Genomic DNA, 13,099 nt, shown 5'->3' on the forward strand with positions numbered 1-13,099 from the left:
GTGGGGTAATTCGTGAGAAATTCACGCCTGTTGCTGCTCGCTGCCCTGCTACCCGGATTGTTCGTCGCCGCACCGGCGCACGCCGATCCCCTGGCCGCTCCGCTCGGCCCGGCGCCCGTCGAAGCCGCTCCCGCGGCGTCCTCGGCGAAGGAGGGGCCGTCCGCGTACGCCGTGGCCGCGCCCGACGACGGTCTCGTCACCACCAGCGCGACTTCCCGCGTGGCGCCGGGGCTGAGCCTCACCGAATTCGACCGGTACGACCCGGCGGGCTGGATCCGCGGCGACACCCTCGCCGTCGATCTCACCAGCAAGACCCTCAAACCGACATACCTCAGCCCCGGCACGGTTTCCGCGCGCACGCCGCTTTCGCAGCAGGTGTCCAGGGCCGGCGCGGTCGCCGGGGTCAACGGGGACTTCTTCGACATCAACGCCAGCGGAGCACCGATCGGCGTCGGCGTCGACGCCGGGAAGCTCCAGACGGCGCCCGCGCGCGGACACAACCTGACCGCGTCGATCACCGACGAAGGCAAGGCGCGGCTCGCGGAGGTGTTCCTCGACGCGTCGGTCACCCTGCCCGATGGCAAGGTCGTGCCCGCGTCGAACTTCAACAGCCCCGTGCTGAGCGGTGACGCGATCGGCGTCTACACGCCGCTGTGGGGCGCGTCCTCGCGGCGGACCTCGGTCGCGGGCGCCCAGCGCGTCGTCGAGATCGAGGTCTCCGACGGCGTCGTCACGCAGGTGCGGCCACAGCCCGCGGACGGCCCGATCGCGGCCGGTGCCACGGTCCTCCTCGCCCGTGACGGTGGCGTGGACACGCTGTCCGGCTTGAAGACCGGCGACAAGGTGGGCGTCGCGTACGCGCCGAAGAGTGACGCGGGCAAGCTGTCCGTCTCGATCGGCGGTAACAAGGTCCTGGTGCGTGACGGCGCGGTCCAGCCGGTCGACAACGTCGCCATGCACCCCCGGACCGCGGTCGGGTTCTCCGCCGACGGCACGAAGATGTGGCTGGCCACGGTCGACGGCCGTCAGGCGGACAGCCGCGGCATGACCGAACTCGAACTCGCCCGGCACATGAAGTCGCTCGGCGCGGACGACGCCCTCAACCTCGACGGCGGCGGCTCGTCGACCATGCTCGCCCGTGAGGAGGGCGAGAAGGCGCCGCTGGTGCGCAATTCGCCGTCGGACGGTGGGGAACGTCTGGTGCCCAACGGGATCGGCGTCGCCACCGTGCCCGGAAGCGGGCGGCTGACCGGATTCGCGCCGGCTCCCGCGCAAGACACCGCCGACGCGACCCGCGTGCTCTCCGGGCTCACGCGGAAGCTCGTCGCCGGTGCTCACGACGAGACCGGCGCCGCCGTCGACGCGCGCGTCCAGTGGCTCAGTACGAATCCCTTCCGTGGCACCGTGACCGGTGGCGTGTTCACCGCGCACGCGGACCGGCTCCGGCCCGACGCGCCCGCGAACGTCGACGTCCTGGCGAAACGCGGCGGGGTCATCGGCAAGACCACCCTGAACGTCCTCGGCTCACCGGTCCGGCTGGGCACGAGCACCGAGCAGGTCGCGCTGTCCGGCGAAGGCGCGAAGAGCACGTTCAAGGTCTTCGGCTACGACGCCGACGGTTACGGCACGTGGATCGAGCCCGACGACGTCAAACTCGACTACGACCCCGCTGTGGTGAAGATCGAGCCGTCCGGTGACGGGTTCTCGGTCACGGCGCTGAAGGCGTCCGGTGCTTCGGCGATCACCGCCACCGCGGGCGGGAAGGTGACGCACCTGGCGGCGTCGGTCGGCACGGAATCCCGGGTCGCGGCGCCGCTGGACGGCCCGGCGGGCTGGAACGCCAGCGTCTTCCCGGCCGTCGTCGGCGCCGCGCTTTCGGAGGCGCCCGGCCGTGACGGCGGCCGCGGGCTCGCGCTGGACTACCGGCTGAACGGGACCAACGCCACGCGCGCGGCCTACGTCAACTCGGCGTCGCCGCTCGCGTTGCCGCCCGGCACCCAGCGTGTCGGCCTGTGGGTCAACGGCGACGCGAAGGGCGCTTGGCTGCGCGCGGAACTCCGTGACGCCGCCAACGTCCCGTCCGTCGTGGATCTGTCGCTGAGCGTCGACTGGACGGGCTGGCGTTACGTGCGCGCGGCCATCCCCGCCGGGCTCCCCGACGGGCAGCGGCTGACGAAGTTCTACGCCGTCGAGAACGTCCCGGCCCAGCAGTACGAAGGACGGCTGGTCTTCGACGACCTCACCTTCGAGGTCGCGCCCGCGGCCGCCGTCCCCGCCGACCCGGCGCCGCGTGATCCGGCGCTGATCACCGACGGCGCGGCGACCGGCGGCCTGCGGATCGCCGTGGTCAGCGACGCGCAGTTCACCGCGGATCAGCCGGACGGGCCGCTGGTCGCCCAGGCCCGGCGCGCGTTGCGCGAGGCGGTGGCGGCGAAACCGGATCTCGTGCTGATCAACGGTGACTTCGTCGACCGGGGCACGGCGGCCGATTTCGTGCTGGCTCGCTCGATCATCGATGAGGAACTCGTCGGCAAAGCGCCCTGGTACTACGTGCCGGGTAACCACGAGGCCGACGGCGGGCACGGGCTCGCGGAGTTCCAGGCGGCGTTCGGGGAGACCCATCGCGTCGCCGACGTCGCCGGGATCCGGCTGGTGCTGATGGATTCCTCGCGCGGATCGCTGCGCGCGGGCGGGTTCGACCAGATCCGGATGCTGCGCGAGGCGCTGGACGGCGCGAAGGCGGACAAGCGGATCCGCGGCGTGGTCGTCGCCATGCACCATCCGGTGAAGGACCCCAGCCCGGCCGGTAATTCGCAGCTGGCCGACCGCAAGGAAGCCGCCATGCTGACCGGCTGGCTGACCGCCTTCGAACGCGAGTCGGGCAAGCAGGCGGCAGCGATCGCCTCGCACGCGGGCGTTTTCAACCTGTCGAGGGTCGACGGCGTGCCGTACCTGGTGAACGGCAACTCCGGGAAGTCGCCCGCGGCGGCTCCGGGGGACGGCGGGTTCGTCGGCTGGACGATGGTCCGGTTCGAACCGGGGGACAAGGCGCAGCCGGTCCGGTTCGAGACGCGGCCGAACGTCGACACCCTGACCGTGTCCGGGCCCTCGTCGCTGGCGCGAGGGGAGAAGGCGGACGTCCGGGCCGTGGTGACGCAGGGAGCGCGTCAGGTGCCGGTTTCGTATCCGGTCAGCGCGGACTGGACGGGCGGCTGGGGAACGCATGTCGCCGGCGGTTTCCTGCCCGCGATGCCGTGGGACGTCGCGTCGTTCGATCCGGCGACCGGGGTGCTGACCGCGCTGCGACCGGGCACGGCGAACCTCTCGGTGACCGTCAACGGGGTCACGAAGAGCCTCTCGGTCACCGTCCGCTAGCGCTATGAACGGGCCGTTCCTTGCAAATTTCGCAAGGAACGGCCCGTTCCTAGCACGCGTCAGGCGGCTTCGTGCGCCTCTTCGACCGTCCCCGGCAGCGCCGGACCCCGCGGCGGGATCGCCTCGGCGTCGGCCGGGTCCACCTTCCGCACCGAACCGTCGGCCGCGGACTGCGCGATCGCGAGCATCGAGGCCAGCGCGTCCTGGATCTGCTGCTGCTCCCGCTCCGGGATGAGGCTCAGCTCGATCAGCACGCTGCCGTTGCCGAGCAGCCCGTACCCGTTGCGCGCGATGCCCTGGTAGTCACCGCCCGGATACTGCGAAACATAGCCGCCGTTGGCGTCGATCGACCGCTGCACCACGACCGCGATCTGCTTCGCGAAGTCCACATCGGACGGTTTGACGCCCGGATTCGTCGGCCACAGCGTGGAAGCGGTGATCTCCCTGCCTCCTCCGTCCCGGTACCGGCCCTGCATGTGGTAGTCGACCATGATGTCCGGCTTGAACGCCGCGTTCCGCCGCTGGATCAGGCCCGCTTCGGTGGCGGGGTTGTCCTTCGGCGCCACGGCGGGGTCGTGGTAGCGGTTGATGTCGTACCCCTTGCCCTTCTCACCGTATTCGGGAGTGGCGTCCGGGTCGTAGTTGTAGCGCCAGTCGCGCTCGTGGCCGTCGGGGTTGGCGCGCACGACGATGTCGACGGTCACCTTCGCGAGCAGCTTCCGCGCCCACGGGCTGTGCCCGGTCCCGACCTTCCGGAGGAATTCGAGCGCGGCGGGGGTGCCGAGCGGCTCGTCGCCGTGCTGCTGGGTGACGTACTGGATCCGGGTCTTGCCGTGGCCGACCCTGGCCGCCCACACGGGACGGCCCTCGTTGCTGCGGCCGATCTTGTCGACACGGATCTTGCCGTGGCTGAGCGCCGCCAGCTTGTGCAGTTCGAAGGCCAGCTTCGCGGTGGACGGCCGCGGGTCCACAGTGGCCGCACGGGTCTCGGCCGCCTGCGCGGCGGGCGCCACCAGGAGCCCGGCGCTGACGAAAACGGACAACAGGGCGATTCTGGGCTTGAGACTCATGGTCGGTGAGTATCGACGAGCGGGCAACGGCCGACAAGAGGCCGGATAAACCGGTCGAATTTTGTCGGTGGCAGGTCCTAGGGTGCCTACCGTGGGTGACTCAGAGCACGAACCGGCGATGGTGCAGGCGAAGGCGTTGGTCAAGCGGTTCGGCGATTTCGAGGCCGTACGCGGGATCGACGTCGAGGTCCGCCCGGGTGAGGCCTTCGGCTTCCTCGGGCCCAACGGCGCGGGCAAGTCCTCCACCATGCGGATGATCGCGAGCGTCTCCCCACGCACCGACGGTGACCTGCGGGTCCTCGGGATGGATCCGGACGTCGAGGGGCCGAAGATCCGCGCCCGGCTCGGCGTGGTGCCGCAGCAGGACAACCTCGACACCGAGCTCACCGTCCGGCAGAACCTGCAGATCTACGGCCGCTATTTCGGGCTTTCCCGGTCGCACGTGCGGAGCAAGGCCGAGGAGCTGATGGAGTTCGCCCAGCTCACCGACCGGGCGAACGCGGAGGTCGATTCGCTTTCCGGCGGGATGAAGCGGCGGCTGACCATCGCGCGGTCCCTGGTCAACGACCCGGAGCTGCTCCTGCTCGACGAGCCGACCACGGGGCTGGATCCGCAGGCCCGGCACCTGTTGTGGGACAGGCTCTTCCGGCTCAAGGCCGGCGGGACCACGCTGATCATCACCACGCACTACATGGACGAGGCGGAGCAGCTCTGCGACAGGCTGGTCGTGATGGACAACGGCCGGATCGCCGCCGAAGGCTCGCCCGCGGACCTGATCAGCCGGTATTCCACCCGCGAGGTCGTGGAGCTGCGCTTCCCGAACGGCGAGCAGGAGGCGGCCGCGAAGCGGATCGAAGGTCTCGCCGAACGCGTCGAGGTCCTGCCGGACCGCGTCCTGCTCTACACGATGACCGGCGAGGCCACCCTCGAGCAGGCGCACGCGCGCGGGCTGCGTCCGCTGTCGAGCCTGGTCCGCCGCAGTTCGCTGGAGGACGTCTTCCTCCGCCTCACCGGCCGGACGCTGGTGGACTGATGACCACAGCGCAGACGAAGGCGTCGACGGGCCGCGTGGTCTCGCGCTGGGCGGGAGCCTGGCTGCGGGTCGAGGGCCATTGGATGTGGTACCGCCGGTACTGGGTGTCCACTTTGTACTCGACGGGCCTGCAGCCGGTGCTCTTCCTGGCCGCGATGGGGCTCGGGTTCGGCTCGCAGGTGCAGGCGGGCGCCGCGACGGGCGGCTTCTCGTACCTGGAGTACGTCGCCCCGGCGCTGCTCGTGGCCGGCGCCGCGCAGCTGGCGGTGGGGGAGTCGAGCTACCCGGTGCTGTCGGGGTTCAAGTGGCAGCAGGACTACATCGCCGTCACCGCCACCCCGATCACGCCGGGGCAGGTGCTCGGCAGCCAGATCATGTGGGTGAGCCTGCGGCTGACCCTGGCGGGCACGATCTACGCCGTCATCGCCGCGCTCTTCGGTTCGTGGACGAGTTTCGGCGTGCTCGCCGTCATCCTGATCGGCACGCTCACCGGCATCGCCTGCGGCACCCCGGTGATGGCGCTGGCCGCGACCACCTACGACGAGGGCACCCGGTTCGGCCTGGTGTTCCGGTTCATCCTGATCCCGATGACGTTGTTCTCCGGCACGTTCTTCCCCATCTCCGAGCTGCCGGCCCCGCTGATGTGGATCGCCTGGATCTCCCCGCTGTGGCACGGCAACGAGGCCGCCAGGGCGGTCAGCCTCGGCACCGTCGGCCCGCTCGCCACGCTGGGCCACCTCGCCTTCCTGGTCGTCCTGGCCGGGGTGGGCTGGGCGCTGGCGCACAAGTACTTCTACCGACGGCTGGTGGTCTGAAATGGCGGTGCTCACCGAAGCCCCGCGGCGTGGGGTGCTGCTGCGGATCCTGCCGTCCGCGCTGTACAGCGGCCGGTCGACGGCGGTGCTGGAGCGGACCTTCCTGACGTACTCGCACGCCTGGATGCTGTTCGTGTCCGGCGTCTTCGAGCCGCTGTTCTACCTGATGGCCTTCCAGCTCGGCTTCGGCAAGCTCGTCGGCGAGGTCGTCGGTCCCGGCGGTCAGGCGATGAGTTACGTCGCGTTCGTCGCGCCCGGCCTGCTCGCGGCGTCGGCGATGAACGGCGCGATCCTCGACTCGACGTACAACCTGTTCTTCAAGCTGAAGTACGCCAAGCTGTACGACGCCATGCTCGCCACCCCGATCGGGCCGTTGGACATCGCGCTCGGCGAGGTCGGCTGGTCGGTGCTGCGCGGCGGGATCTACTCGGCGACCTTCCTCGGCGTGATGACCGTGATGGGGCTGCCCGGCTCGTGGTGGGCCCTGCTGATGATCCCGGCGGCGCTGCTGATCGCGATGGCGTTCTCGGCCATCGGCATCGTGCTGGTGACCTTCCTGCGGTCGGTGTCGCAGTTCGACTACATCAACCTCGTGCTGATGCCGCTGTTCCTGTTCTCCACGACGTTCTACCCGCTTTCGGTGTACCCGGCCGGGATCCAGTGGATCGTGCAGATCTTCCCGCTGTACCACGGCATCGAGCTGATGCGCGGGCTCTCGGCGGGCGTCCTGTCGTGGGGCATGGCCGGCAACGTGGCCTATCTGGTGGCGCTGGCGGCGGTCGGGATCTACGCGTCCTCGAAGCGGTTCGGCAAGCTGCTTCTGCGCTGACCGGTCAGCGGGCCGGATTCGGGCCCGTCCGCCGGGGCGCCACCGCGGCCAGCGCGTCGACCAGCCCGTGCCCGTAGAAGCCGTTGAACCCCGCGTACCCGGTGCAGTACGCGTCCTGCGAGCCGTCACCGGTCAGGTCGTAGTCGGCGGGACACGCGATCGGGGTGGCCTGGGCGTCCAGCGTCCGCCTCAGCTGGCGGGCGCTGTAGCCGGGGTGCTTCGAAGCGAGCAACGCCGCGACACCGGCGACGTGCGGCGCGGCCATCGACGTCCCGCACAGCGGCGCGTATCCGCCGGGAACGGTCGAAAGCACGCATTTCCCGGCTTCGCCGCCGGGAGCGGTCACGTCGATCACGCCCAGCCCGTACGAGCTGTAGCCGGCCTTGACCCGCTCTTCGCTCACGGACGACACCGCGACGACGTCACGCAGGCCCGCGGGCAGCGCCTGGCAGCCTTCGGAGCCGGACCGGGCGCCCGAACGCGGCGACGGCACCAGCTCGGCGGCCTCGTTGGTCGCCGCCGCGATGGTGAGGGTGCCCGCGGAAGTCGCGTACTCGACGGCGCGGGCAATGACCTCGTTGACCACGCCCCGGTCGTCGTTGTGGACGCACGAGAGCGACCACGGATCGACGAAGTAGCTGCTGTTCGTCACCGTCATGCCCTGTGAGGCGGCCCACATCAGCCCGCAGACGGCGGCTTCGGGGTCGGCGTACCCGCGGTCGTCGATCACCTTCACCGAAGCGATCCGGACGCCGGGCGCCACCCCGGTGACACCTTTGCCGTCGTCGGCGGCGGCGATGATCCCCGCGACGTGGGTGCCGTGCACCGAGGTCGTCGCGGCCCAGTCGCGGTCGGGCACGCCGGTCAGGCAGCCCGCGGATTTCGCGGGGTCGAGGGCGCTCGCCAGTTCGGGATGGGCGGGGTCGACGCCGGAGTCGAGGACGCCGACGACGACGTCCCGGTCACCCGGCTCGATCACGCGGGCCTTGTCGGCACCGATCGCGCGCATGTCCCACTGCTCGCCGGTGCGGTCGGCGGAGGGGACCTTCGCCGGATCCGTCGGCTGGAGCTCGGCGCGAGCGGGCGCGGACCTGGCCGGTGACGCGCCGTTGGCCCGCTGCACCGCCAGCCGTTCCGCCTGCGCGCTGAACGCGGCGGCCGGCCGGACCAGTTCGGCGAAGGCGGGGTCGGCCGAGGTCGCCACGGCCACGTCGATCTGCGGGTAGTAGACGGTCGTGCTGCCGCAGCCGCCGGTGACGGCCGCCCTGGCCTCGGCCTCGGAGGTGCCCTTGTCGAAGGCGACGACGTAACGGAGGGCCCGTCCCTGGGGATGACACGAGGGCTCGGCCTCGGCCGTCGCGACAGCGGCGACCGATCCGCAGAGCGCCACCAAGGCGCATACGGCCGCTCGCAGGGACCGCCCCAGCAGGGACACCGGACCTCCCACCGGAGAACATCGGGCAACGAGGGCACCAAGGCCTACGCTTCAGTACCCCCGAGCGGCACGCTAGCCACCCTCGGCCGGGTCGACAAGCTCTTCCGCGAAGTTCGCTCGGCCGGTGGCCGCGGCGCGCCCGGGAGCCAGGTCTGTAGGTCGGAGGTGAACCCGCGTCCGCGATGGACGTCGGCAGGGCGTCGCGCCCTGCCACCGCGCTAGCGGCCCTCCGGCGGTGGCGGGTTCACACGTTCGGTCGCTTTTCGGGGTCGAGGTCCCGCTCCGCCAACAGGCCCTGTGGCACCGAGTACACCGGAGTGGCGCCGGGGTGTGGGATACTCGCGGTGGCCGCTGGCCGACGGGCCCACGTGAGAGGTGGCGCTCGCGGTCTCGTGGCCCGGTGGTGTGCTGCACATCCTCCACACGCGTCGCCGCTGCATGCGGCTCGACGACGTGGCGGGCGGCCCGATGTCGCGAACGTGGCCAGCGCTCCGCCGAGCAGACCTTCAGCCGTACGCGGCGCCCGGACAACCCCGGCGCCGTCGCGGTGCCGGGCAAGGATTCCCGCTGCTGGTGACCACCACGGCGGAACGAACAGAAAGGGGCCCCTGCGCGGCCGCGTCGAGCCGGTGTGAGCCAGCCGACGCGCCCGGGGGCGGAGGAGATATATGTCGAACGCGGACACACCCGCCGTCACCGGCGGGAATACCGCCACACCCATCGCAAGCCAGCTGGGCGAACTGCCTCCCCGGATCCGGGTGCACGCGCTGGCGAAGCTGCTGGGATCCAACAGCCGTGAACTGATGGCCAAGCTCGGTGAGCTCGGCGAAACCGTCCGGAGCGCGCAGTCCAGCGTCACCCGTGAGGTCGCGCACAAGCTCGCCGAAGCCCTCGCCGGCGGCGACGAGCCCGAAGCCGCTCCTGCCGCCGAAGCTCCCGTCGCCGAGACCCCGGCTGCTCCCGAGCCGAAGCCCGAGGCCGCGCCGGAGCCCGCTCCGCAGGCGGAGGCCCCGTCGCGGCGTGTCCCGCCCGCGCTCGCCGCCCCGGTGACGCCGGAGCCGCCGCAGGCGACGACCAGGCCCGCGAAGGCCTCCGTGCACGTCCCGGTGTTCGCCGCGCCGTCGCCGGTGTTCCTGCCGCCGGAGCCTGTCGCGGCGAAGCCCGCCCGCAAGCCGGAGCCGGCCTTCACCCCGACCGAGGAAGCCGCCTCCGACGAGGACGAGACGCAGACCGACCAGGCCGAAGGTCACGGCACCGACGAGGACGGTGACGACGCCAACGGCCGTCGCCGTCGTCGTCGCGGACGTCGTGGTCGCGGCCGGGGCAAGGGCGGCGACGAGAGCTCGGCCGAGGCCGAGAACGAGGACGAGCAGCCTTCCGAGACCCCGCGCGGTCGTCAGCAGCGCGCGAAGGACAAGGACACCGAGGCCGAAGAGGCCGCGGCCGAGACCACCGACGAGGCGTCGGCCGAGGCCGAATCGGACAACGAAGGCGATTCGGACGGCGGCAGCAAGCGTCGCCGCCGCCGTCGTCGCCGCAAGGGCGGGGACGACGACAACGCCGAGGCCACCAGCGACGACCCGCCCAACACGGTCGTCCACGTGCGCCAGGCCAAGGCCGCCGAGACCGAGCGCCCCGCGCGGGACGAGGTCCGCAGCGTGCGCGGCTCGACCCGGCTCGAAGCCAAGCGCCAGCGCCGCCGGGACGGCCGCGAGGCGGGCCGTCGTCGTGCGCCGATCCTGTCCGAGGCCGAGTTCCTCGCCCGCCGCGAGTCGGTCGAGCGCACCATGGTCGTCGCCGAGAAGGGCGAGTCCACGCAGATCGGCGTGCTCGAGGACGGCGTCCTGTGCGAGCACTTCGTGACCTCGTCGGGCACCGGCTCGATCGTCGGCAACGTGTACCTCGGCCGCGTGCAGAACGTGCTGCCGTCGATGGAGGCCGCCTTCATCGACATCGGCCGCGGCCGCAACGCCGTGCTCTACGCCGGTGAGGTCGACTGGGACGCCGCCGGTCTCGAGGGCAAGGCCCGCAAGATCGAGCAGGCGCTCTCCACCGGCGACTCCGTGCTGGTCCAGGTCACCAAGGACCCGGTCGGGCACAAGGGCGCCCGGCTGACCACGCAGATCTCGCTGCCGGGCCGTTTCCTGGTCTACGTGCCCGCGGGAGGCGCCACCGGCATCTCACGGAAGCTCCCGGAGAACGAGCGCCGCCGGCTGAAGGACATCCTCAAGCGCATCGTCCCCGAGGACGCCGGTGTGATCATCCGCACCGCGTCCGAGGGCATCAGCGAGGAGGAGCTGGACCGCGACGTCCGCCGCCTCAAGGCGCAGTGGGACGTCATCAAGGAGAAGGCCGAAGCCGGCAACGGCGGCAAGAAGAACAGCGCCCCGGTCATGCTCTACGAAGAGCCGGACCTGCTGGTCAAGGTCGTGCGCGACCTGTTCACCGAGGACTTCGCCAAGCTGGAGATCCAGGGCGACAAGGCCTGGGACACCATCTACGACTACGTGCAGCACGTGGCGCCGGACCTGGCGGATCGCGTCAAGCGGTACACGGGCACCGGTTCGGCCTTCGCCGACCACCGGATCGACGAGCAGATCACCAAGGCGCTGGACCGCAAGGTCTGGCTGCCCTCGGGTGGTTACCTCGTCATCGACCGCACCGAAGCGATGACGGTCATCGACGTCAACACCGGCAAGTTCACCGGATCGGGTGGCAACCTCGAAGAGACGGTGACCAGGAACAACCTGGAGTCGGCGGAGGAGATCGTCCGCCAGCTCCGGCTCCGGGACATCGGCGGCATCATCGTCATCGACTTCATCGACATGGTGCTCGAATCCAACCGCGAGCTCGTGCTGCGCCGGCTGACCGAATGCCTCGGCCGCGACCGCACGCGGCACCAGGTCGCCGAGGTCACCTCGCTCGGTCTGGTGCAGATGACCCGCAAGAAGATCGGCACCGGGCTGCTCGAGGCGTTCTCGACGCCGTGTGAGCACTGCAAGGGCCGCGGCGTGGTCGTCACGACCGAGCCGCAGCGCACCGGTGGCGGCGGCAACGGTCACAACCACGGTGGCGGTGGTGGCGGCAAGGAGCAGGGCTCCCGCCGGTCCCGCGGCCGGGGCAAGGGCGAGGACCAGGGCCAGAACGAGCCCGCCGCGGCCAAGACCGAGGCGCCCCCGGCGCCCGCTCAGCGCGAGTCGGTGGTTTCGGCCGTCCAGGCCGTGGCCAACGCCACCAAGGCGGCCAAGGGTGAGCACTCGCACGAGGCGCCCGAGAACGCCGAGGGCGCCGCGCTCAACGGCCACGCCCCTCAGGTGGCTGAGCAGCCCGCTGAGCCCGCTTCGGAGCCCGTTGCCGAAGCGACCGTCGAACAGGCCGCCGAGGCGGCCGCTGAGCCGGTCTCCGAGCCGGTCGCCGAAGCGCCCGCGACGGAACTCGCCGGTGAACCGGTGACGACCCCGGACGACGAGGCTCCGGCCGTGCGCGAGGAAGAGATCGCCGTCGTCGCGGAATCGGGCCCGGAGCCCGAGGCGCCCGAGGTGCCGGTGACTCCCGAGGCCTTTAAGGCCACTGAGGCCCCTGAGGCCGCTGTGACCGAGGTTTCCGAGGCTCCTCCGGTTCAGGAGGAGACCGAGCCCGAGGTGGACGTCCCGGCCCCGGCCGTGCGCTCCACCACCCGCCGCCGTCCGCGGCGGGCGGCCTCGCGGCCGGCCGGTCCGCCGGTCAAGGCGTCGGAAAAGAGCTAGTGAACACCTAGGGGCACCCCGGTGTGATCGCACCGGGGAGCCCCACGTAACCTGTAGAACGGCCCGCCACCTAGAGCGGGCACCTTGCGCAGCATCCGGACCACCGAAACTTGGGTGGGCCGATCACGCAAGCCCCCACCCGTTGTCGAGTAAGCAGGAGACTTCCGTGTCGGCGTACGCGATCGTCAAGACTGGCGGCAAGCAGTACAAGGTGGCCGTCGGCGACGTCGTCGAGGTCGAGAAGCTCGAAGGCGAGCCGGGTACCGAGCACACCTTCCCCGCAGTCCTTTTTGTGGACGGTGGCGACGTCACCACGGACGCCGACGCGCTGGCGAAGGTCTCGGTCACCGGCAAGGTCGTCGAGCAGACCAAGGGTCCGAAGATCCGGATCCACAAGTTCAAGAACAAGACCGGCTACCACAAGCGCCAGGGTCACCGGCAGAAGCTGACCCGCGTCGAGGTCACCGGCATCTCCAAGTAGGACTTTCTCCGGATCTTCGTCAGAAAGAGGATTGAGCCATGGCTCACAAGAAGGGTGCGTCCAGCTCCCGCAACGGTCGCGATTCGAACGCGCAGCGGCTGGGCGTCAAGCGCTACGGCGGCCAGGAAGTCAACGCGGGCGAGATCCTGATCCGCCAGCGTGGCACCAAGTTCCACCCCGGCGTGAACGTCGGCCGTGGCGGCGACGACACGCTGTTCGCGCTGGCCGCCGGTGCGGTCCAGTTCGGCGAGAAGCGTGGCCGCAAGACGGTCAACATCGTGCCGACCGAAGCCTGAGTTTCGGCTTCGAGTTAGA

The 13,099-nt window shown here is 70.9% G+C and carries 9 protein-coding genes; 7 read left to right on the forward strand and 2 right to left on the reverse strand.

Annotated elements, in window-relative coordinates; genetic code table 11:
* The first annotated feature begins 30 nt into the window (after positions 1-30).
* The gene (locus tag ACOCEP_RS21055) at positions 31-3,375 is read left to right on the forward strand and encodes a phosphodiester glycosidase family protein (RefSeq protein ID WP_482339779.1); all 3,345 of its coding nucleotides are present in this window, start codon (positions 31-33) and stop codon (positions 3,373-3,375) included.
* 59 nt (positions 3,376-3,434) lie between these two features.
* Here the strand turns inward: ACOCEP_RS21055 and ACOCEP_RS21060 are convergent, their stop codons facing one another.
* Positions 3,435-4,445 carry a M14 family zinc carboxypeptidase gene (locus tag ACOCEP_RS21060; protein ID WP_482339499.1) on the reverse strand — a complete coding sequence of 337 codons (1,011 nt, stop codon included), beginning with the start codon at positions 4,443-4,445 and terminating at the stop codon, positions 3,435-3,437.
* Between the two features lie 118 nt (positions 4,446-4,563).
* Between ACOCEP_RS21060 and ACOCEP_RS21065 the strand changes: the two genes are divergently transcribed.
* From ACOCEP_RS21065 to ACOCEP_RS21075, 3 genes are read left to right on the forward strand one after another with little or no spacing between them, the layout of a single operon-like run.
* Complete coding sequence (locus tag ACOCEP_RS21065) at positions 4,564-5,478, forward strand: ABC transporter ATP-binding protein (RefSeq protein ID WP_046199923.1); 915 nt, start codon at positions 4,564-4,566, stop codon at positions 5,476-5,478.
* Positions 5,478-6,293 carry an ABC transporter permease gene (locus ACOCEP_RS21070; RefSeq protein WP_016332383.1) on the forward strand — a complete coding sequence of 272 codons (816 nt, stop codon included), beginning with the start codon at positions 5,478-5,480 and terminating at the stop codon, positions 6,291-6,293. Before ACOCEP_RS21065 ends, ACOCEP_RS21070 begins: the two co-directional genes overlap by 1 nt.
* Position 6,294: 1 nt before the next feature.
* Positions 6,295-7,122 carry an ABC transporter permease gene (locus ACOCEP_RS21075; RefSeq protein ID WP_016332384.1) on the forward strand — a complete coding sequence of 276 codons (828 nt, stop codon included), beginning with the start codon at positions 6,295-6,297 and terminating at the stop codon, positions 7,120-7,122.
* Positions 7,123-7,126: 4 nt separating this feature from the next.
* Here the strand turns inward: ACOCEP_RS21075 and ACOCEP_RS21080 are convergent, their stop codons facing one another.
* Positions 7,127-8,557 carry a S8 family peptidase gene (locus ACOCEP_RS21080; RefSeq protein ID WP_482339501.1) on the reverse strand — a complete coding sequence of 477 codons (1,431 nt, stop codon included), beginning with the start codon at positions 8,555-8,557 and terminating at the stop codon, positions 7,127-7,129.
* A 668-nt stretch (positions 8,558-9,225) separates the two neighbouring features.
* Here ACOCEP_RS21080 and ACOCEP_RS21085 point away from each other — a divergent pair.
* The 3 genes from ACOCEP_RS21085 to rpmA all read left to right on the forward strand — a co-directional run bounded on the left by ACOCEP_RS21085 (position 9,226) and on the right by rpmA (position 13,080).
* Positions 9,226-12,303 carry a translation initiation factor IF-2 N-terminal domain-containing protein gene (locus ACOCEP_RS21085; protein WP_482339503.1) on the forward strand — a complete coding sequence of 1,026 codons (3,078 nt, stop codon included), beginning with the start codon at positions 9,226-9,228 and terminating at the stop codon, positions 12,301-12,303.
* Between the two features lie 166 nt (positions 12,304-12,469).
* Positions 12,470-12,784 carry a 50S ribosomal protein L21 gene (gene rplU, locus ACOCEP_RS21090; protein WP_005158538.1) on the forward strand — a complete coding sequence of 105 codons (315 nt, stop codon included), beginning with the start codon at positions 12,470-12,472 and terminating at the stop codon, positions 12,782-12,784.
* 38 nt (positions 12,785-12,822) lie between these two features.
* A complete protein-coding gene (rpmA, locus tag ACOCEP_RS21095) occupies positions 12,823-13,080 on the forward strand; it encodes a 50S ribosomal protein L27 (RefSeq protein ID WP_007034782.1) in 258 nt (85 codons plus the stop codon).
* Positions 13,081-13,099: the final 19 nt, after the last annotated feature.

The sequence above is a fragment of the Amycolatopsis sp. CA-211722 genome (assembly GCF_056828465.1).

What these genes read in the sequence shown, in the direction of transcription:
- ACOCEP_RS21065 (WP_046199923.1), top strand. Translation starts at nt 4,564, where the DNA reads ATGGTGCAGGCGAAGGCGTTGGTCAAGCGGTTCGGCGATTTCGAGGCC.
- ACOCEP_RS21085 (WP_482339503.1), top strand. Translation starts at nt 9,226, where the DNA reads ATGTCGAACGCGGACACACCCGCCGTCACCGGCGGGAATACCGCCACA.
- ACOCEP_RS21075 (WP_016332384.1), top strand. Translation starts at nt 6,295, where the DNA reads ATGGCGGTGCTCACCGAAGCCCCGCGGCGTGGGGTGCTGCTGCGGATC.
- rpmA (WP_007034782.1), top strand. Translation starts at nt 12,823, where the DNA reads ATGGCTCACAAGAAGGGTGCGTCCAGCTCCCGCAACGGTCGCGATTCG.
- ACOCEP_RS21070 (WP_016332383.1), top strand. Translation starts at nt 5,478, where the DNA reads ATGACCACAGCGCAGACGAAGGCGTCGACGGGCCGCGTGGTCTCGCGC.
- ACOCEP_RS21060 (WP_482339499.1), bottom strand. Translation starts at nt 4,445, where the DNA reads ATGAGTCTCAAGCCCAGAATCGCCCTGTTGTCCGTTTTCGTCAGCGCC.